Source organism: Curtobacterium flaccumfaciens (assembly GCF_018598405.1).
Classification (GTDB): domain Bacteria; phylum Actinomycetota; class Actinomycetes; order Actinomycetales; family Microbacteriaceae; genus Curtobacterium; species Curtobacterium aurantiacum.
The window spans coordinates 37,546-55,746 of sequence record NZ_JAHEWS010000009.1; the positions used below are offsets into that span (position 1 = coordinate 37,546).

An 18,201-nucleotide genomic window follows, 5' to 3' on the forward strand; every position below is an offset into this window, starting at 1 on the left:
GCCTGGAGGCGCGGGGCGGGGCCGCCACGGGCCTCCAGTCCGCCGGTCGGTCACCGCCACGGCGTCGTCACCTGGGCGTGCGGGCGCATGCCCGGCGCATGCTGGGCCGATGAAGCAACGAGTCATCGGAGACGTGTCCGTCAGTGCCGTCGGTCTGGGCGGGATGCCCATGTCGATCGAGGGCCGACCGGACGAACGTCAGGCCATCGCCACCATCCACGCAGCGCTCGAGAACGGTGTCACGCTCATCGACACCGCCGACGCCTACCACCTGGGCGGGCACGACGAGGTGGGGCACAACGAGGAGCTCATCGCGCGGGCCGTCCGGGAGTTCCACGACGACACCTCGGACGTGCTCATCGCGACGAAGGGCGGACACCTGCGTCCCGAAGCCGGCAACTGGGCGCAGAACGGGCACCCGGAGTACCTCAAGGAGGCCGCGAAGGCCTCGGCGAAGCGGCTCGGCGTCGAGACCATCGGGCTCTACCAGTTCCACCGTCCGGACCCGGCTGTGCCGTACGCCGAGTCGATCGGGGCACTCGCCGAGTTGCTCGACGAGGGCGTGATCCGGATGGCGGGCATCTCGAACGCCGACCCGGACCAGATCCGCACCGCGAACGAGGTGCTCGGCGGCCGCCTGGCCTCGGTGCAGAACCAGTACTCGCCGAAGTTCCGGTCGAGCGAGCCGGAACTCGAGCTGTGCGACGAGCTCGGCATCGCCTTCCTGCCGTGGAGCCCCCTCGGCGGCATCGGGAGCGCGGCCGACCTCGGCACCGCGTTCGAGGACTTCGCGTACATCGCCCGCGACCGTGGTGTCACCCCGCAGGTCATCGCGCTGGCGTGGGAGCTGCAGAAGAGCGACGTCGTCGTGCCGATCCCCGGGGCGTCCCGCCCGCAGTCGATCCTGAACTCGCTCACGGCACCGACCGTGCGCCTGCGTCCGGAGGACGTCGCCCGGCTCGACGCGTCCCAGCCCGCGGCCGTCTGACCAGGCCCCGGCAGACACGACGCCCCGCCGCTCCTGTGGAGGAGGGACGGGACGTCGTCGTGTTCCGTGCGGTTCCGGCGTCGCTCAGTTCTTGGCGGGGCAGACCGCCGAGACCCGGTCGAGCGTGGTCTGCACCTCGGTCTGGGCCGTCTTGACCTCGGCCGAGTCTTCGGCCGCACCGGAGCGGATGGCGGAGCTGTAGCCCTTCGCCGCGCCGGAGAAGTCCTCGAACGTGTCGTGCACCTGATCGTTCGAGACCTTGGTCAGCGCCGAGTCGATGCGCTGGACGAACTCCTCGATGAGCGCCGCGCGGGCCTTCGGTTCGGCCGGGGCCGAGTTCGAACCCTGCTCCTTGAGGAACGACGCGAGTTCGTTCTCGAGCAGGGAGCAGGCTTCCTGCTTGCTCTGTGCGGGTGCTGCCGCGGCGGTCTTCGACGCCGAGGGTGCGCTGGACGACCCCGAGTCGCCGCCGGACGAGCCGCCGTCGGACGAGCCGCCCGAGCAGCCGGCGAGCAGCGTGAGCGCGAGGCCAGCGGTGGCCAGTGCGGTGAGTGTGCGGCGCATCAGGAGTTGCACTCCTTCTGGAAGGCGTTGCCGGCGTCCTGCACCTTGGTGCTGGACTTCGTCAGGGCCGAGACGTCGGCCGACTGCGGGTCGTTCGCGATGTCCTCGATGTCGTCGACCAGGTCGCCGTAGGCTTCCTCGAAGGCCTCGCCCTTGGTCTTCAGGTCGTCGTCCGACAGGTCGTCGACGCCGTCGGAGATCTTCTCGTCGAGCTCCTTGAGCTTCGTGACGGCCGCGTCCGGGTCGGACTGCAGGTTGGCGGCCTCGGACTGGACGCCCTGGGCTGCGGACTTGACGGTCTTCTCGAACTGCGTGCACTGGTCGGCCTTGGACGGCCCGGTGGAGCAGCCGGCGAGCAGCGTGAGCGCGAGGCCGGCGGTGGCCAGTGCGATGAGCTTCTTGGGCATGGTTGGGGGTCCCCCTCGATCTGTCCGCACTCCCCCGGATGAGGTGCAGATCCGTCATCGAGCGTACAGGGAAGATCCACAGGGAGACCGGCCGGGTCGTGGGCTCCCGATGACCAGCCCGCGGCACTCGGCGCGTACCGTCGAGGGCATGCGCGCCATCACGTTCGACGACACGTCCATGTCCGTCACCGACCTGCCCGACCCGGAACCCGGCACGGACGAGGTCCTGATCGAGGTCGCCGCGTCCGGTGTCAACAACGCGGACCTGCAGCAGCGCGCAGGGAACTACCCGCCGCCGCCCGGGGCCTCGGAGGTCCTGGGGCTCGAGGTCTCCGGCACGGTGCGGGCCGTCGGTGCAGGGGTCACTTCCGTGGCCGTGGGCGACCAGGTGTGCGCGCTGCTCTCCGGTGGCGGGTACGCGTCACTCGTCGTCGCCCCGGTTACCCAGGTGCTCCCGGTCCCCGACGGCGTCGGCCTCGTCGAGGCCGCCGGTCTGCCCGAGGCGGCCTGCACGGTGTACTCCAACATCGGCATGCTCGCCGGGCTCCGGCCCGGGCAGACACTCCTGGTGCACGGCGGCACGGGTGGCATGGGGTCGCACGCCGTGCTGTGGGCGAAGGCCCTCGGTGCGACGGTGATCGCGACGAGCGGCGGCGAACGCAAGGTCGCCGCGTCCCGTGACCTCGGTGCCGACCTGGTGATCGACCACCGCACGGAGGACTTCGTGGAGCACGTCCTGGCGTTCACCGACGGGGTCGGCGTCGACGTGGTGCTCGACGTCGTCGGGCAGTCCTACCTGGAGCGGAACCTGCGGGCACTCGCCCCGAACGGGCACATCGCGGTCATCGCCTCGGGCAGCGGCCGCACCGCCGAGCTCGACTTCGGGGTGCTGATGCGCAAGCGCGCGTCGATCAGCGGGACGACCCTGCGTGCACGGCCGCTCGCCGAGAAGGCCGCGATCGTCGCCGCCGTCCGAGAACACGTCTGGCCCTTCGTCGCCGACGGCAGCGTCCGCCCGGTCATCGACTCCGTGCTGCCGCTCACCGAGGTCGAGGAGGCCCACCGTCGCGTGCGCGACGGCGAGGTGGTCGGCAAGGTGCTGCTGACGCCCTAGGCGTGCACGCGGGCGAGGAACTCGACGAGCGCGGGGTGCTGCGGTCGGTCGAGGACGTCGGCGGGGGACCCCTGCTCGACGACCTCGCCGCGGTGCAGGAACACGATCCGGTCGGCGACGTTCCGCGCGAAGTGCATCTCGTGCGTCGTCATCAGGATCGTCGAGCCCTGCCGCTTCAGCTCGGTGACCAGGTCGAGCACCTCGCCGACGAGCTGGGGGTCGAGCGCGCTCGTCACCTCGTCGAGCAGCAGGAGTTCCGGGTCGGACGCGATGGCCCGGACGATGGCGACGCGCTGCTGCTGGCCGCCGGACAGCCGGTCGGGGTACGCATCGGCGAACTCCGCCAGGCCGATCCGGTCGAGCAGCGGCCGCGCGGTCTCCTCGGCCTGCGCCCGGCCGATGCCGTGCACCTGACGGGAGGCGAGCGTGACGTTGTCGAGCACGCTCATGTGCGGGAACAGGTTGAACTGCTGGAACACCACGCCGATGCGCGCCCGCACCGCGTCGACGGCGATGCGGGGGTCGGCGATGTCCGTGCCCTGCAGCAGGATCTCCCCGTCGTCGATGCCCTCGAGCAGGTTGACCGTCTTGAGCAGCGTCGACTTGCCGGAGCCGGAGGCCCCGATGACGCAGATGACCTCGTGGCGGTGGACCGTCAGGTCGATGCCACGCAGGACCTCGTGCTCGCCGAAGGCCTTGCGCAACCCGCGCAGTTCGAGGACCGCGGCGTCCGTACCGGACGGACCACGGGCCTCCAGGCCGGCCTCGCTCATACGGTCCCTCCGATCTGCTCGCGCCGCTGCTGCCGACGCGCGATCGCGTCCGTGACGCGGATCAGCGGCAGGCTGATCACCACGAACAGCAGACCCGCGACGAAGTACGGCGTGAAGTTGTAGGTCTCCGCCTGGGCGATCTGGGCGGAACGCACGGCGTCGACGGCGCCGAGGATCGACACCAGGCCGACGTCCTTCTGCATCGACACGAAGTCGTTCATCAGGGCCGGGGTGACCTTGCGGATCGCCTGCGGCAGCACGACGAGCCGCAGGGTCTTGGCGTGCGAGAGCCCGAGCGACCGGGCGGCGAGCCGCTGCGAGGGGTGCACGGCCTCCATCCCGGCTCGCAGCACCTCGGCGATGTACGACGAGTAGGTCAGGGTGATCGCGATCGTGCCCCAGACCTCGGCGGGCAGGCGCGGGAACACCCCGAGGCCGGGGATGCCGTAGCCGACCAGGTACAGCACGATGATGAGTGGCAGACCGCGGAAGAGGTCCGTGTAGCCGGTTGCGAGCATCCGCAGCGGGAAGAACACCGGGTTGCGCAGGCCCCGGACGACCGCGAGCAACGTGCCGAACACGGCGACACCGATGGCGCTGAAGAACAGGATCCGGACGTTCAGCCACAGGCCCGACAGGATGTCCGGGAACGTGTCGATCGCGGTCTGCGGATCGAAGAACGACTGCTGCACCGCCGCCCAGCCGGGGGTGTTCACGACGCCGAAGTACACGACGGCGAGAACGACCAGGGTGGAGACGACCGACACCACGACGGAGCGACGGCCACGCTGACGACGGTAGAGCCGGCGCTCGAGCTCGACCTGACTCGGCGCGGATGCGGCGACCGGGGTGCCGGCCCCTGCTGGCAGCGTCATCCGGTTACTTCAGGACCGGCGTGCCGGTCTCCGAGGAGAGCCACTTCGTCTGCAGCTCCTGAAGGGTGCCGTCGTCGTCGAGGGTCTTCAGGGCCTCGTCGACCTTGCTCGTGAGCTCCGAGTCCTTGGGCAGGACGAAGCCGAACTGGTCGCCCTCGCCGTCGTCGGGGAACTGCGCGGACACGGTGCCGTCGTCGACCTGCGCCGAGGCCATGTAGAACGCCGTCGGCAGGTCGGTGACGATCGCGTCGATCTGCCCGGACTTGAGCGCGAGCACGGCGTCGTCGTTGGAGTTGAACACCTGTGGGGTGACCCCGAGGACGTCCTTGACGCTCGCGATGCTCGTCGAACCGGTCGCGACGCCGATGGCGTCCTGCTTGAGCGCGGCGATCGTGGTGTCGCCGGCGGCCTCCGACCCGGACGTCGTCACGACCGCCTGGGTCGTCGTGTAGTAGGCGCTCGACATGTCGACGGCCTTCTTGCGCTTCGCATCGATCGAGAACTGCTGGACGTTGAGGTCCCAGTCCTTCGGGCCCGGAGCGATGGCGCTGTCGAACGTGCTGCGCTTCCAGACGACGTCGGACTTGCCGTAGCCCATCTCCTTCGCGACGGCGTACGCGACGGCGGACTCGAAGCCCTTGCCGGACTCCGGCTCGTTGTCCTCGATCCAGGGCGAGTACGCCGGGTCCCCGGTCGCGATCGTGAGCTTGCCGTCGGTCACGGTGCCGTCGGCGTTGCTGCTGCCGCCGGCGGAGCAGGCCGACAGGGCGAGGGCGGCGACCGCGGCGGTGGCGACGGCGAAGGTGAAGCGGAGGGGACGGGTCACGGTCGGGCCTTCGTGCGAGGGGGGTGGGGGCAGGTCGAAGTGTACTTCGCGGTGGGATACCAATGCGACTCCGGGTGCCCCTGGTGACGCGGTCTCGTGTCACACACCAGTCGACGGGCCGGCGCCGGGCTGGTAATCTGGCGACGCGGGCTGAACCGGGCGCATGCTCGGCTGAGGTCTGAGATCAAGGGGCGTCCCAGCACGGGGCGCCCCCTTTCTGTTCTCCGGATGTTCCCGACGCCGTCACGGCCAGACGACGACGGCGTCGCGCCGCGCGTTCGTCACCTCGGTGCGCCAGACGGGACGGAGTTCGTCCCACATCGTCTCGTCACAGACGCTGCCGGTCTTCGCGCCGGGTGCCTGGAACCGTCGGAACCCCGCGTACGCGACCAGGTCGGCCGCCTGGACGAAGTAGGACGACGCCGAGTCACGAGGAACCGGATCCTCGACGAGCAGCGGCGCACTGACACGAGAACCCCCTGGCGCGAAACTGTGCCGACGGAAGCGCCGATGGATCGCGCGGACCGTCGCGTCGTCGCCCGCGTCGTGCACCAGGATGATCGACTTGCCGGTCTGCTCGGACCGGATCCGGAGACGCTGGAGCAGGTAGGTCCACGCTCGGTCCTCTGGCCGGTAGTCCATCGGCCGGGCTTCCTTGTCGATCACGACCGCGAAGACCCCGGACGCCACGACGGTCAGCGCACCGAGCGACCTCCGGAACACGTCCCGCCGCTGGCCGTCCCCGAGCCCGAGGTCGCGCAGGTCTCCTCGCCCACGCAGCAGCACGTTCGCTTTGAGCTCGTGACGCAGGAGGATGCCGTAGGTGTCCCGGATCTCGCGACGGACCCCCGTCAGCCAGTCGAGACGGTCGGTCCAGTCGCCGCCCGGGACGAGCACGCACCCCAGCGTGTAGGTACGAGTCGCGCCCGGAGAGGCAGCCGGATCACCCTTGTCTCCGGTCTCGTCCACGTACGCGAACTCGAAGGGCGCGTCGAGTGCAGCTCGGGTGAGGGCAGGGACACGACCGGACTCCATCCGGTCAACATACCAATGTGGTACGTCAGTCGGCCATCGTGAAGTCGTCGAACGAGAAGCCCGGCGACACCAGGCAGCTCAGCAGCACCTCGCCGTCGCCGGGGATCGTCCGCTGCCACACCCCGCCGCGCACGAACGCCTGCGCGTCGTTCACCCGGTCACGTCCGGCGTCCGGGCCGAGCGTGATGGTGGCGCCGGGCTCGGGCACGTCACCGTCGCCGCCGAGCTGCAGGTCGACGGTGTCCGGCCCGTGCCACATCCAGATCTCGTCGCTCGCGACCCGGTGCCAGGCGGAAGCCTCGCCCGGGGGCAGCAGGAAGTGGATCAGGGTGGCGGCCGGACGGCCCCCCGCGGGGGTGGTGACCGTCGCCGGTGAGGTCCAGGTGCGGACGTACCAGCCGCCCTCGGGGTGCGGTTCCATGCCGAGGGCGATCGCGCGCTTCGGCACGTCGAGCCACTCGATCAGCTCGCCGGTGACGGTTCGGCGTGCGGCCATCCCGGGGCGGGGTGCTGTCTCGGTCATCGTTCCTCCTGGGGGACGTCGGGGGCGTGGTTCGGGTGCGGTTCGGTGACGACGCCCGCGGCGGCCCGGACGACCCCGCGGATCACGGTGGCGGCCGCCCGCCCGGCACCGTCCTCGACGAGTTCGGCGAGCGCGTCCGGCACGGTGCGGGCGTCCACGTCGAAGACCGCGAGGTCGGCACGCGCCCCCACGGCGAGGTGCCCGATGCGGTCCGGCCCGACGGCGAGCCCCATCGCGTGCGCACCCCCGAGGGTCGCCGCCGCGAGCAGCCGCTCGTGCAGGTCCCGGTGTCCGTAGCCCTGGGCGCGGGCGATCCGGTGCAGCGCGGTGACGTCGGCCATCAGGTCGAGGGACGGCGAGGACGACAGCGAGTCGGTGCCGATGGCGATGGGGCTCCCCTCGCGCAGGTAGTCGGCGACGGGCGGCGGGTCGAGGCCGATGACGGCGTTCGACCGCGGGCACAGGGCCACCGCGGTGCCGCGGGCGCGCAACAGGGCCCGGTCGGCGGCGGTCATGTAGACGCCGTGGGCGATGTGGCAGTCCGGCCCGAGCACCCCGAGGCGGTCGACGAACGCGGTCGCGCTGGCCCCGAAGCCCAGGGCTCGCAGCGCCCGGAACGACGGCACGTTCGCCAGGTGCCAGTCGTTCCCGTGGCCGACGCCGTCGACACCGTCGAGTCCGGGGACCGGGGCGAGGGCGATGCGCTCGCCCTCGAACGCCGCTTCGCCCAGGTGCAGGTGCAACCGCAGGCCGCGCTGTCGCACGATGTCGGGGAGCTCGAGGAGCGGAGCGACCTCGAGCGAGTAGGGCGCGTGCGGCGACAGGCCGGCTCCGGGGGTCGTGGGGATCCGGTCGAGTTCGTCGAGCACCTGGTCGCGACCGTGTGACTGCCAGGCGTCGTTCTCCCAGTCCATCACCTCCCAGTACGCGATGCCCCCGAGCCCGGCGTCCTGCAGCGCGGTCGACGCCTCGATGTCGGTGACGATGTCCGCGATGCTCGTGACGCCGGCCAGGATCGACGCCCGTGCACCGTCGGCGGCTTCGGTCCGCCAGTCGTGCGGTTCGGCGTAGTCGACGTTGAACGCTGCGGCCCAGTCCTCGAAGCCGTCGTACTGACGCTGGCCAACACTGGCCATGCCGGTGTACTGCAGGTGCGAGTGTGCGTTCACGAGCCCGGGCAGCAGCGCACCACGCCACTGCCGCTCGGCGAAGGTCGCGCCGGACCCGGTGAGCTGGTCGATGACCCACGACCGATCACCGACGTGCAGGATCCGGCCGTCCTGCACGGCCACCGCGCCGTCCGCGATCGGCGGAGCGGTCATCGGCACGACGACGCGCGCCGAGTGCACGGTGACCGGGTGCTGCCTGGCGCTCATGCCGGGTCTCCGAAACGGTGGGTCCGGACGTCCGGCTCGCGGTCCGCCGGGTGCTCCGCTGGTGATCCGGGAGGCGCGGGTCGGCTCCCGAACGCGGCGAGCGCCGCGCGGGCGGTCGCGTCGTCGACCGCGGGGTCGATCGGCACGACGGCACGCTCCAGTTCGTCGCCGCGTTCGAGGAGCATGCGGACGGCGCCGAGCTGCACGGCGAAGGACAGGTCCATGATCTCGACGGGGTTGCCCTCGGCCGCGGTGATGTTGATGCAGCCGCCGCCGTCGAGCACGATCGGCCCGCCGTCGGCCCCGGGGAACACGAACCGCTCGGCCTTCGGTCCCACGTTCTGCCGCCGGACACCGGCAGCGAGGGCGTCGTCGACGGCGATCTCCTGGTCGACCCCACCGGCGACGGCGACCACGGCACCGCCCGCGCAGACACGGAGCACGTCGAGGTCGATCGTGTCCGGCACCCCGGTGGCGCTCATCACGAGGTCGGCGTCCCGCACCGCCTCGACGAGCGGGGCCACGGCGTACCCGGCGAAGCGTGCCTGCAGGGCGCGGACCGGGTCGGTCTCGGCGACCGTCACCCGGAACCCGAGGGCGGCGAGCACCAGGGCGACCCCTTCGCCGACGTGCCCGAACCCGGCGACGACCGCCGCTCCTCCCGAGACGACGCGGTGTGTGCCGGACGCGAGCTCGTCGACCAGGTCGAGCACCGCGAACACCGTCGACTGCCCGGTGCCGTACCGGTTGTCGAAGAACGTCTTGGTGCGGGCGTCGTTCACGGCGATCACCGGGATGCCGAGCGCGCCACGCGCCGCGAGCACACGGAGGGGCCGGAGGCCGCTCGTGGTCTCCTCGGCGGCACCGAGCATCGTCGGCAGCAGGTCGGGGCGTTCCTGGTGGGCGAGCCGGATGACGTGCGACCCGTCGTCGAGCAGGATGTGCGGCGCCGTGTCGAGCATCGCGAGGGCCAGCTGCTTCTGCTCGGGGAGCGTCGCCGTGCTGCTCGCGAACACGGTCAGGCCGGCGGACCGCAGTGCCTCGGCGACGGCGTCGTCGGTCTCGTCGGCGTGGGCGTAGACGACGACCTCGGCACCGGCGTCACGGAGCAGCAGGCTCAGCACGGCGGTCTTCGGCTCGAGGAACATCGCGACGCCGATGCGTGTGCCGCGCAGGAGCCCGCCGTCGCGGAGTTCGGCGGCGACCGACCGGGCGACCAGCATCGAGCGTCGTGCCCAGCGCAGGCGGGCCTGGGCTGCCGGGTCGTCCTCGGGGTCGCGGCCGGTGGACACCAGGAAGACGTCGTCGGAGAGCATCGGGACGGCGAGCACGCCGGGTCGGGCGGGCGTGACGGGGCCGAAGGCGTCCTCGTCGACGGCGGGCAGGTGGCGGCCGGCGTCGATGACGATCAGCGTCGCGCCGCGTGGGCGGTCGGTGGCCTGCTCGACGGCGTGCGTCGACTCCTCGGGTGTGCCGAGACACCAGAGCTGGTCGACGAGGTCGAGGTGCTGATCCGGCGGCTGCCGGTCCGGCTGCTGCGCCTCGTGCGCGCCGAGCGCGGTCAGCAGGCGCCGGAGTGCCGCGGCGTCACAGGGGTCGCCACCGACGATGCGGAACCGGCGGGCGGCGAGGAGCAGGTTCGTCGCTGCGGCGAAGCGCCGGACGGCCGCCGAGGCCCAGGCCAGCGTCTCGGGGTCGGGTGCTGGCGGCATGTGCCAATCGTAGGGCGAGCGGCTGCGGCGACCCGGCGCAGGCTCAGCGCAGCCGGTCGGGGCCGGGGGTCGCGTCCCACCCGTCGGGTGCCTGCGTCGCGTCCCACCCGTCGGGTGCCTGCGTCCCGTCCCACCCGCCGGGCGCCGGCAGGGCCTGCGTGCGTCCGCGGTGGTGGCGGAGCACCCCGACCAGCACGGCGACGCCGATGAGGCTCACGATCGCGAGCCCGATCACGTAGACGGTCGTCACGATCCCGCCGACCGCCGCCGGGACCATGCCGTACTGCGCGGCCGAGAACGGGACCCCGGACACGACGAACGCGATGAGTGTCGCGATCGTGCCGTTGGCGTCCCACAGCCCGTGCAGCACCGAGACCACCACGTACGCGACGATCGGCGGCCACGACCAGCGGAACCGTGCCCGTCCGGTGGCGGCACCGAACAGCACCGCCCCGAGGATCGCCGTCCAGAGCACGTGTCCGACGGGCGCCAGCACCGCGCGGACCACCTCGGTCTGCAGGAGCGAGGCGAGGTCGATCCCCCGGGCCGTGATCGCCGCGTTGAACGCGTAGCCGGCCGACTCGAACGCGGCGAACCCGGCACCGATCGTCGCGCCGAGCAGCGCGCCCTGCTTCGCCGTCTTCGGGCGGACGCGCCACCCCACGACGACGAGCAGGACGCCCTTGACGAACTCCTCCACGAAGCCGACGACCAGGTACAGGCCGGCGCCCTGCTCCAGGTCGGCCTCGAGCAGTGACGCCCCGAGCACGCCGAGGATCCCGCCGACGAAGAACGCGGTGACGAGCTGCATCGTGCTGACCGTGCCGGTGACCCGTTCGATCACGAACAGCACGACGGTGAACGGCACGAGGAAGCTGCCGAGCAGGATGATCGTCGGCACGAGGTTCGTGTTCTGCGTCGACACGGTGACGATGATGGTGACGACCCACAGCACGAAGCCGACGAGCAGGGTCTTCCACCACCAGCCGTGCCGGTGGTGAGGGTGTGCGACGGGGCGTCCCAGGGCAGGCTCATGGCCACATGGTGCTCCGGGCGGGGCGAGCGGCGACACGGGAATGTCCGGGGACCGTCCGACGTACTCTCTGCACATGAGCGATGCGACGACTGCCCCCGACCGCGTGACCATGTTCGGTGCCGACTGGTGCCGCGACTGCCGTCGGTCCAAGGCGCTGCTCGACACCCTCGGCGTGGACTACGAGTACGTCGACGTGGAGCAGGACCTGTCCGCGGCGGACCGTGCCGAGGCGATCAGCGGCCGGAAGAACATCCCCGTGGTGGTGCTGCCGAACGGCAAGCACTTCGTCGAGCCGTCGGACGCCGAGCTGCGTGCCGAGCTCGAGGCCTCCGGCGTCGTCTGAGCGGCACTGGTCGCTGCGACTCCACGCGCCCAGCGACACCGCACGGGCACTGTGGCGCGTGCGGTGTCGCCGAGCGCGAAAGGTCGTCGCACCGACACCCTGCCGGGCGGACATCGGATGAATCGGGCATCATGAGCGCGTGATCATCGACGCTCACCACCACCTCTGGGATCCCGCCGACCGACCCTACCCCTGGATGGACGACTCGGTCTCCCCGATCCGCCGCCGGTTCGACGTGGACGACCTCCGTTCCGCCGCCCGGAGCACCGGCGTGGCCCGGACGATCGTGGTGCAGGCCGTCCACGACCCGGGCGAGACCACGTGGCTCCTCGAACAGCCCGAGCCGGTCACCGGGGTCGTCGGCTGGGTGGACCTGACCGCCCCCGACGTCTCCGACCGGATCGCCGCGGTGCTCGCGGGACCCGGCGGCACCCGCCTGGTCGGCATCCGACACCAGGCGCAGGACGAACCGGACCCGGACTGGCTCGCCCGGCCCGAGGTCGTCCGCGGGGTCCGGGCCGTGTCCGCCGCCGGTCTGGTCGTCGACGTGCTCGTCCGCGCACGTGAGCACCGGGCGGCCCTCGCGCTGCTCGATGCCGTCCCCGGGGGTTCGTTCGTCCTCGACCACGCCGGCAAGCCCGACATCGCGGGCGGGGACGCGGGGTGGCCGGGCCGGATCGACGACTTCGCCGCGCGGCCGAACGTCGTCTGCAAGGTGTCCGGACTGTTCACCGAGGCCGGGCCGGACTGGCGACGGCAGCCGGTCGACCGGTTCGTCCGCGCCGTGGTCGAGCGCTTCGGCCCGGAGCGGTCACTGTTCGGGTCCGACTGGCCGGTCTCGACGCTGGCCACGACGTACGACGACGTGGTGCGGCGGACCACCGGAGCGCTGGCCGGCCTGACCCCGGACGAACGCCAGGCGGTCCTCGGCGGGACGGCGGAGCGCACGTACCTGCATGGGAGGACCCTCAGCGCGGAGAGCCTTGTCCGAGCCCCGGGGCAGACATAGGATGTCTTCGGCTGCACCGGTGCAGCCGGAGAGCGAGGAACGATGCAGTTCGCACGACTCGGCCCCGCGGGCGACGAGATCCCCGTCGCGGTCGACACCGACGGCGAGGTCCTCGACCTCTGCCCGATCACGACCGACATCAGCGGGGCGTTCCTGGCGTCCGATCCGGTCGCCCGCGTGCGGCATGCGCGCGACGCCGGTGACGTCCGAGCGCTGCCCGACGCCGAGGGGCTCCGCCGCGGCGCTCCGGTGGCCCGCCCCGGCAAGGTCGTCTGCATCGGCTTGAACTACCGCGACCACGCCGCCGAGACCGGTGCCGAGATCCCGACCGAGCCGATCGTGTTCATGAAGGACCCGATGACGGTGATCGGCCCGGACGACGAGGTCCTGATCCCCCGCGGCAGCGAGAAGACCGACTGGGAGATCGAACTCGCGGTCGTCATCGGGCGGACCGCCCGGTACTGCGACTCCGACGAGGCGGCGAGCGCCTGCATCGCTGGCTACGCCATCGCGAACGACGTCTCCGAACGCGCCTTCCAGCTCGAGCGCGGCGGACAGTGGGACAAGGGGAAGTCCTGCGAGACGTTCAACCCGCTCGGCCCGTGGCTGGTCACGCCCGACCAGGTCGACCCGGCGGCGCTCGCACTCCGGCTCACCGTCAACGGAGAAGTCCGGCAAGACGGCACCACGGCCGACATGATCTTCCCGCCGGTGGAGATCGTCCGGTACCTGTCGCAGTTCATGGTGCTGTACCCGGGCGACGTCATCAGCACCGGCACCCCGGCCGGGGTCGCCCTCGCCGGGCACGCGCCGTACCTGCAGCCCGGCGACGTGCTCGAGCTCACCGCCGACGGGCTGGGTTCACAGCGCCAGACGGTCGGAGCAGCCTGATGGCCGACACCACCAGCCAGACCGGCACCCCCGGAACGCCCGGCAGCCATGCTGGTCTCCGCGCCATCGTCACCGGCGGCGCCTCCGGCATCGGCGCGGCCATCGCGGCCGCGCTGCAGGACCGTGGCGCCGCGGTCGCGGTGCTCGACCTGCAGCCCTCCACCGCCGACGGGATCGTCTCCGTCACCTGCGACGTGTCGTCCGACGAGTCCGTCCGCGCCGCCGTCACCACGGCCGTCGACCAGCTCGGCGGCCTCGACGTGCTCGTGAACAACGCCGGCATCGGCGCCCAGGGGACGGTCGAGGACAACACCGACGACGAGTGGCGCCGGGTGTACGAGGTCAACGTGCTCGGAGCGGTGCGCCTGTCCCGCGCCGCGCTCCCCCACCTCCGGGCCTCCGGCGCCGCGAGCATCGTCAACACGTGCTCCGTCGCGGCCACCGCCGGACTCCCCCAACGAGCGCTCTACTCGGCCACGAAGGGAGCGGTCTCCGCGCTCACCCGCGCGATGGCCGCCGACCACGTTCGCGAGGGCATCCGCGTCAACGCCGTCAACCCCGGCACCGCCGACACCCCGTGGATCGCACGACTGCTGTCGTCCGCGGACGACCCGGATGCCGAACGCGCCGCGCTCGAGGCTCGTCAACCGCACGGACGCCTGGTGCAGGCGGCGGAGGTCGCCGAGGCGGTCGCCTACCTGACGAGTCCGCTCGCCCGGTCGACGACGGGCGTCGAGCTGGCGGTCGACGGCGGGATGCAGGCCCTCCGGCTGCGGCCGGCCTGATGGTCGCCCCGCGGCTCCGCCGGTCCGGCCTGGAGGCCCGTCCCGGGTATCGTCGGGACGTCCCGTCGCGCACGCGGCCGGGTCCACAGGAGGTGGTGACGTGGCGTCGTTGACGGACGATGCGATCGCACGCATCCAGCAGATGATCGTGAGCGGTGAGCTCCAACCCGGCCAGCGCCTCCCGCCCGAGAAGGAACTGAGCGAATCGCTCGGACTGTCACGCAACAGCCTCCGTGAAGCGGTCAAGGCGCTCGAGCTGATCCGTGTGCTCGACGTCCGACGGGGAGACGGCACGTACGTGACGTCGCTCGAACCGGGCGTCCTGCTCGAGGCGGTGTCGTTCGTCGTCGACATGCACCACGACCGGTCGCTCGTCGACCTGCTCGAGGTGCGGCGCATCCTCGAGCCGGCGTCCGCCGTCCTGGCGACCGCCCGCGCCTCGGAGCAGCAGATCGACGAGCTCGCCACGCTGATGCAGTCCGTCGGCGAGGACACCGGCGTCGAGGACCTCGTCGCCCACGACCTGCTGTTCCACTCGACCATCGCGGGCATCGGCGGCAACCAGTACCTGTCCGGGCTGCTCGACGCGCTGTCGAGCAAGACCGTGCGCGTGCGCGTGTGGCGCGGGCTGACGCAGAGCGGGTCGGTGCAGCGGACGCTCGACGAGCACGCCGCCATCGTGGACGCCATCCGACGGCGCGATCCGCAGCTCGTGCAGGCCCTCGTGGTGTCCCACGTCGAGGGTGTCGAGCGCTGGTTGCGGCGCTCACTCGACTGAACCCGTGAATCCTCCCAGGGAGTCCGGTGTTTCGTCGGTTGCCGGCCCACAGCACGGCGTCCTGCCGTTGCTCGGACCGGCCGCAAAACAAGGAGAACACCATGGGCGTCATCGGCACCATCATCGGAATGATCATCGTCGGCCTCATCGCCGGCGCCATCGCACGACTCGTCGTCCCCGGCAAGCAGCACATCTCCATCCCCATGACGATCCTGCTCGGCGTCATCGGCTCGTTCGTGGGCGGGTTCCTCGGGTTCCTGATCTTCCGCCACGACCTGGCCGACGGCTTCTTCCAGCCGGCCGGCATCATCGGGTCGATCATCGGCGCGATCATCGTGCTGCTCATCTACGTGCGCGTCACGGGCCGCAGCTCGCGCAACCGCTAGTCACACCCTGCCGGCCTCGCCGGCGCACCACCACGGTCACCCCGAACCACGCAACCGCGCGGTTCGGGGTGATTTCGGTTGTGCGCAGGGTCAGTCGGCGAGCAGGCCCACCGCACGCAGGTCGTCCCACAGCGCCTCCGGTACGTCGGTGGCCGCCCGTGCGACGTTCGAGCGCACCTGGTCGGCGGACTGGGCACCGAGCGCGATCGCGGCGACCGCCGGGGCACGACGCGGGAAGGCCAGCGCGGCCTCGGGCAGCGTGACCCCGTGGCGTTCGCAGACGTCCGCGATGGCGTTCGCCCGGTCGACCAGCGCCGCCGGGGCCTCGGCGTAGTCGTACGTCGTCGCCCCCGCCGTCGGTCGCGGGAGTCCGAGCACCCCCGAGTTGTAGACGCCGACCGCAACGACCGCGACCCCCAGCGACGCACACCGGTCGACGAGCGCCGCCGCCGGTTGCTCGAGCAGGGTGTACCGCCCGGCGAGCATGACGACGTCGCAGAGCCCGGTGCCGACGGCCGCCGACAGCGCCTCGACGGAGTTCGACCCGACACCGACCGCCCGCACCACGCCCTCGTCGCGCAGCTCGGCGAGCGTCGGCAGCGCCTGGGTCAGACCGTCGGTGAGCGAGTAGACGTCCGGGTCGTGGAGGTAGGCGACGTCCACGCGGTCGAGCCCGAGCCGGCCGAGCGACTCCTCGAGCGAGCGCCGCACGCCCGACGGCGACGGGTCCCACTGCCGCACGGTGTCGTCCGGCACGGCGAATCCGCCGGACGCCAGGTCGTCACCGCCGCCGCGCCCCGGGACGAGCAGGCGCCCCACCTTGGTCGAGACCAGGAACGAGTCGCGGGGGCGGTCGGCGAGCGCCGCACCGAGCCGCCGTTCGGACAACCCGAGGCCGTAGTGCGGCGCCGTGTCGAACCCGCGGACCCCGGCGTCCCAGGCGGCGTCGACCGCGTCGCGGGCGTCGGCGTCGGACACCGGACGGAGCAGGTTGCCGATGCCGGCCCCGCCGAACCAGAACGGGCCACGGTCCAGGTCGAGGTCGGTCACGGGTCCACCTGGTCCAGGTGGTCCACCTGGTCCACCTGGTCCACCTGGTCCACCTGGTCCACCTGGTCCACCTGGCCCGCCTGGCCCGCCTGGCCCGCCAGCGACCAGACCCGCGGGACCCCGTCGTCGTCGCCCGAGTAGTCGTCGTCCGCCTCGAGCAGCGGGTTGATCGTCTCCTGCCACTCGGCGTTGACCGGGTCGTCGGCGAGCGCCCGGCGCATCGCCCGGTGGTCCTCGACCTCGATCAGGTGGACCAGGTCGAGCCCGTCCCGCCAGATCGTCCAGTCGTGCACCCCTGCCTCGCGCAGTCGTGCGGCGAGCGCGGGCGGGACCGAGGTGTGCACGGTGTCGTACGCCGCCTCGTTCCCGGCCCGCAGTCGCGTCCGTGTCAGGATCCGCTGCATCAGTCGCGCAGGAACAGCTCGACGACGGGGACGGCGACGTCGGGCCGCACGATGGGCAGCGTCAGGGTGAGGGTGCCGGCGGGCTGCCCGCCGAGCCCGGTGTTCTGCGCCCGGGTGCCCGGCGGGATCTCGCGGAAGTGGATCTCCGACGCGTCATTGAGCAGCTGCGCGTACGCCACCTTGCCGGCCAGGTCGGGCAGGTGCACGTGCTCGAACGGCCACGCGAACAGGTGCAGGTACAGGCGGTTGCCGTTCTGCGTGTAGACGGTGTTCCGCGGGGCGACGAACCGCGAGGGTCCGGCGCCGTACACCGAGCGGGCGTGCTGGTGCATCCACGTCCCGATGCCGTCGAGTGTCTGCCGGGAGACCCCGTCGAACTCACCGCGACCGGTCGGCCCGATGTTGAGCAGCATGTTCCCGTTGTTCGAGACGCCGTCGACGAGCATGCGGACGAGCAGGTCGACCGGCTTCAGGTTCACGTTGTCGCGGTCGTAGCCCCACGAACCGTTCAACGTCTGGCAGGCCTCCCACGGCACCGGGACGCCGTCGACCTCCATCGGCTTGTCGGGCTGGTACTGCTCCGGGGTGACCAGGTCACCGGGGATGTCGAGCCGGTCGTTCACGATGATGCCGGGCTGCAGGCGCTTCGTCAGCGCCATGAGCCCCTCGGCCCCCCACTCGTCCCGGCCCTTGCCACCCCAGATGTCCTCGTGGTCGTTGTCCCGGTACGAGAAGTCGTAGAACAGGTAGTCGATCTGCCCGTAGTCGGTGAGCAGCTCCTCGATCTGACCGTGGAGGTACTCGCGGTAGCGCGACATGTCGCGGCCCTCGTTGAACGCCTCGATCTCCTCCGGCGAGTCGTCGCGCCGGGGGTGCACGCCGTCGACGGTGAAGTCCGGGTGGTGCCAGTCGATGAGCGAGTGGTAGAAACCGACCCGCAGCCCCTCGGCACGGACGGCGTCGACGAACTCCCGCACGATGTCCCGACCGAAGGGGGTGTTCGTGGACTTGTAGTCGGTGAGCGCGGTGTCCCACAGGCAGAAGCCCTCGTGGTGCTTCGTGGTGAGGACGACGTACTTCATCCCCGCCGCTCGAGCACGGCGGGCCCAGTCGGCGGCGTCGAACAGGTCCGGGTCGAAGTGGTCGAAGTACTTCTGGTAGTCCGCGTCGGTGATCCGTTCGCGGTTCTTCACCCACTCGTGCCGTGCCGGCAGGGCGTAGAGCCCCCAGTGGATGAACATGCCGAACCGGTCGTGGGAGAACCACGCGGGGAACCCCGCGGAGTCGGTCGCGGTCTGCGGCTCGGCAGGTGCGGTGGTGGTCATG

The 18,201-nt window shown here is 71.6% G+C and carries 21 protein-coding genes; 8 read left to right on the forward strand and 13 right to left on the reverse strand.

Going from position 1 to position 18,201, the window contains the following annotated elements; translation table 11 throughout:
• Positions 1-109: 109 nt before the first annotated feature.
• Entirely contained in the window at positions 110-988 is an 879-nt protein-coding gene (locus KK097_RS07495) for an aldo/keto reductase (protein WP_214544225.1), read from the forward strand.
• 84 nt (positions 989-1,072) lie between these two features.
• Here the strand turns inward: KK097_RS07495 and KK097_RS07500 are convergent, their stop codons facing one another.
• A complete protein-coding gene (locus tag KK097_RS07500; RefSeq protein ID WP_214544226.1) occupies positions 1,073-1,552 on the reverse strand; it encodes a hypothetical protein in 480 nt (159 codons plus the stop codon).
• Positions 1,552-1,959 (reverse strand): hypothetical protein, encoded by a 408-nt coding sequence (locus KK097_RS07505; RefSeq protein ID WP_214528692.1) that lies wholly within the window; start codon positions 1,957-1,959, stop codon positions 1,552-1,554. Before KK097_RS07505 ends, KK097_RS07500 begins: the two co-directional genes overlap by 1 nt.
• Before the next feature lie 148 nt (positions 1,960-2,107).
• Between KK097_RS07505 and KK097_RS07510 the strand changes: the two genes are divergently transcribed.
• Positions 2,108-3,073, forward strand: coding sequence for an NAD(P)H-quinone oxidoreductase (locus tag KK097_RS07510; protein ID WP_214544227.1), 966 nt, complete (start codon positions 2,108-2,110; stop codon positions 3,071-3,073).
• Here the strand turns inward: KK097_RS07510 and KK097_RS07515 are convergent.
• The 8 genes from KK097_RS07515 to KK097_RS07550 form a co-directional block, all read right to left on the reverse strand.
• On the reverse strand, positions 3,070-3,846 hold the full coding sequence (locus tag KK097_RS07515) for an amino acid ABC transporter ATP-binding protein (RefSeq protein WP_214544228.1): 777 nt from the start codon (positions 3,844-3,846) through the stop codon (positions 3,070-3,072). The two genes, KK097_RS07510 and KK097_RS07515, sit on opposite strands and share 4 nt — an antisense overlap.
• Complete coding sequence (locus KK097_RS07520) at positions 3,843-4,721, reverse strand: amino acid ABC transporter permease (RefSeq protein WP_214528695.1); 879 nt, start codon at positions 4,719-4,721, stop codon at positions 3,843-3,845. The genes KK097_RS07515 and KK097_RS07520 overlap by 4 nt, the downstream gene beginning before the upstream one ends.
• A gap of 4 nt (positions 4,722-4,725) precedes the next feature.
• A complete protein-coding gene (locus KK097_RS07525) occupies positions 4,726-5,547 on the reverse strand; it encodes an ABC transporter substrate-binding protein (RefSeq protein WP_214544229.1) in 822 nt (273 codons plus the stop codon).
• Positions 5,548-5,790: 243 nt separating this feature from the next.
• Positions 5,791-6,582 carry a DUF3800 domain-containing protein gene (locus KK097_RS07530; RefSeq protein WP_214544230.1) on the reverse strand — a complete coding sequence of 264 codons (792 nt, stop codon included), beginning with the start codon at positions 6,580-6,582 and terminating at the stop codon, positions 5,791-5,793.
• Positions 6,583-6,607: 25 nt separating this feature from the next.
• On the reverse strand, positions 6,608-7,105 hold the full coding sequence (locus tag KK097_RS07535) for a cupin domain-containing protein (protein ID WP_250896549.1): 498 nt from the start codon (positions 7,103-7,105) through the stop codon (positions 6,608-6,610).
• Positions 7,102-8,481: an amidohydrolase family protein gene (locus tag KK097_RS07540; protein WP_214528698.1), complete on the reverse strand. Its 1,380-nt coding sequence runs from the start codon at positions 8,479-8,481 to the stop codon at positions 7,102-7,104. The genes KK097_RS07535 and KK097_RS07540 overlap by 4 nt, the downstream gene beginning before the upstream one ends.
• The gene (locus KK097_RS07545; protein ID WP_214544231.1) at positions 8,478-10,193 is read right to left on the reverse strand and encodes an adenosylhomocysteinase; all 1,716 of its coding nucleotides are present in this window, start codon (positions 10,191-10,193) and stop codon (positions 8,478-8,480) included. The genes KK097_RS07540 and KK097_RS07545 overlap by 4 nt, the downstream gene beginning before the upstream one ends.
• Positions 10,194-10,236: 43 nt before the next feature.
• Positions 10,237-11,265, reverse strand: coding sequence for a PrsW family intramembrane metalloprotease (locus KK097_RS07550; protein ID WP_307858794.1), 1,029 nt, complete (start codon positions 11,263-11,265; stop codon positions 10,237-10,239).
• A gap of 37 nt (positions 11,266-11,302) precedes the next feature.
• Here KK097_RS07550 and KK097_RS07555 point away from each other — a divergent pair, with 37 nt between their 5' ends.
• The 6 genes from KK097_RS07555 to KK097_RS07580 all read left to right on the forward strand — a co-directional run bounded on the left by KK097_RS07555 (position 11,303) and on the right by KK097_RS07580 (position 15,421).
• Complete coding sequence (locus tag KK097_RS07555) at positions 11,303-11,572, forward strand: glutaredoxin family protein (RefSeq protein ID WP_017888006.1); 270 nt, start codon at positions 11,303-11,305, stop codon at positions 11,570-11,572.
• Between the two features lie 139 nt (positions 11,573-11,711).
• Complete coding sequence (locus KK097_RS07560; protein ID WP_214544233.1) at positions 11,712-12,581, forward strand: amidohydrolase family protein; 870 nt, start codon at positions 11,712-11,714, stop codon at positions 12,579-12,581.
• Between the two features lie 42 nt (positions 12,582-12,623).
• A complete protein-coding gene (locus KK097_RS07565; protein WP_214544234.1) occupies positions 12,624-13,472 on the forward strand; it encodes a fumarylacetoacetate hydrolase family protein in 849 nt (282 codons plus the stop codon).
• Positions 13,472-14,257, forward strand: a complete 786-nt coding sequence (locus KK097_RS07570) for an SDR family NAD(P)-dependent oxidoreductase (protein ID WP_214528703.1) — start codon at positions 13,472-13,474, stop codon at positions 14,255-14,257. The genes KK097_RS07565 and KK097_RS07570 overlap by 1 nt, the downstream gene beginning before the upstream one ends.
• 100 nt (positions 14,258-14,357) lie before the next feature.
• Positions 14,358-15,035, forward strand: a complete 678-nt coding sequence (locus KK097_RS07575) for a FadR/GntR family transcriptional regulator (protein WP_214528704.1) — start codon at positions 14,358-14,360, stop codon at positions 15,033-15,035.
• A 101-nt stretch (positions 15,036-15,136) separates the two neighbouring features.
• Positions 15,137-15,421 carry a GlsB/YeaQ/YmgE family stress response membrane protein gene (locus KK097_RS07580; RefSeq protein ID WP_214528705.1) on the forward strand — a complete coding sequence of 95 codons (285 nt, stop codon included), beginning with the start codon at positions 15,137-15,139 and terminating at the stop codon, positions 15,419-15,421.
• Between the two features lie 90 nt (positions 15,422-15,511).
• Here KK097_RS07580 and KK097_RS07585 read toward each other — a convergent pair whose 3' ends face one another.
• The 3 genes from KK097_RS07585 to KK097_RS07595 are packed head-to-tail and all read right to left on the reverse strand — an operon-like array spanning position 15,512 to position 18,200.
• Positions 15,512-16,471, reverse strand: a complete 960-nt coding sequence (locus KK097_RS07585; protein WP_214544235.1) for an aldo/keto reductase — start codon at positions 16,469-16,471, stop codon at positions 15,512-15,514.
• Entirely contained in the window at positions 16,468-16,875 is a 408-nt protein-coding gene (locus KK097_RS07590) for an L-rhamnose mutarotase (protein ID WP_250896550.1), read from the reverse strand. Before KK097_RS07590 ends, KK097_RS07585 begins: the two co-directional genes overlap by 4 nt.
• Positions 16,875-18,200 (reverse strand): alpha-L-fucosidase, encoded by a 1,326-nt coding sequence (locus KK097_RS07595; RefSeq protein WP_214544236.1) that lies wholly within the window; start codon positions 18,198-18,200, stop codon positions 16,875-16,877. Before KK097_RS07595 ends, KK097_RS07590 begins: the two co-directional genes overlap by 1 nt.
• Between the last annotated feature and the right edge of the window lies 1 nt (position 18,201).

Excerpts from the sequence above, each read along its gene's own strand:
- KK097_RS07535 (WP_250896549.1), bottom strand. The coding sequence starts at position 7,105 with ATGACCGAGACAGCACCCCGCCCCGGGATGGCCGCACGCCGAACCGTC.
- KK097_RS07595 (WP_214544236.1), bottom strand. The coding sequence starts at position 18,200 with ATGACCACCACCGCACCTGCCGAGCCGCAGACCGCGACCGACTCCGCG.
- KK097_RS07590 (WP_250896550.1), bottom strand. The coding sequence starts at position 16,875 with ATGCAGCGGATCCTGACACGGACGCGACTGCGGGCCGGGAACGAGGCG.
- KK097_RS07540 (WP_214528698.1), bottom strand. The coding sequence starts at position 8,481 with ATGAGCGCCAGGCAGCACCCGGTCACCGTGCACTCGGCGCGCGTCGTC.
- KK097_RS07505 (WP_214528692.1), bottom strand. The coding sequence starts at position 1,959 with ATGCCCAAGAAGCTCATCGCACTGGCCACCGCCGGCCTCGCGCTCACG.
- KK097_RS07565 (WP_214544234.1), top strand. The coding sequence starts at position 12,624 with ATGCAGTTCGCACGACTCGGCCCCGCGGGCGACGAGATCCCCGTCGCG.
- KK097_RS07580 (WP_214528705.1), top strand. The coding sequence starts at position 15,137 with ATGGGCGTCATCGGCACCATCATCGGAATGATCATCGTCGGCCTCATC.
- KK097_RS07500 (WP_214544226.1), bottom strand. The coding sequence starts at position 1,552 with ATGCGCCGCACACTCACCGCACTGGCCACCGCTGGCCTCGCGCTCACG.
- KK097_RS07545 (WP_214544231.1), bottom strand. The coding sequence starts at position 10,193 with ATGCCGCCAGCACCCGACCCCGAGACGCTGGCCTGGGCCTCGGCGGCC.
- KK097_RS07515 (WP_214544228.1), bottom strand. The coding sequence starts at position 3,846 with ATGAGCGAGGCCGGCCTGGAGGCCCGTGGTCCGTCCGGTACGGACGCC.
- KK097_RS07570 (WP_214528703.1), top strand. The coding sequence starts at position 13,472 with ATGGCCGACACCACCAGCCAGACCGGCACCCCCGGAACGCCCGGCAGC.
- KK097_RS07495 (WP_214544225.1), top strand. The coding sequence starts at position 110 with ATGAAGCAACGAGTCATCGGAGACGTGTCCGTCAGTGCCGTCGGTCTG.
- KK097_RS07555 (WP_017888006.1), top strand. The coding sequence starts at position 11,303 with ATGAGCGATGCGACGACTGCCCCCGACCGCGTGACCATGTTCGGTGCC.
- KK097_RS07510 (WP_214544227.1), top strand. The coding sequence starts at position 2,108 with ATGCGCGCCATCACGTTCGACGACACGTCCATGTCCGTCACCGACCTG.
- KK097_RS07530 (WP_214544230.1), bottom strand. The coding sequence starts at position 6,582 with ATGGAGTCCGGTCGTGTCCCTGCCCTCACCCGAGCTGCACTCGACGCG.
- KK097_RS07520 (WP_214528695.1), bottom strand. The coding sequence starts at position 4,721 with ATGACGCTGCCAGCAGGGGCCGGCACCCCGGTCGCCGCATCCGCGCCG.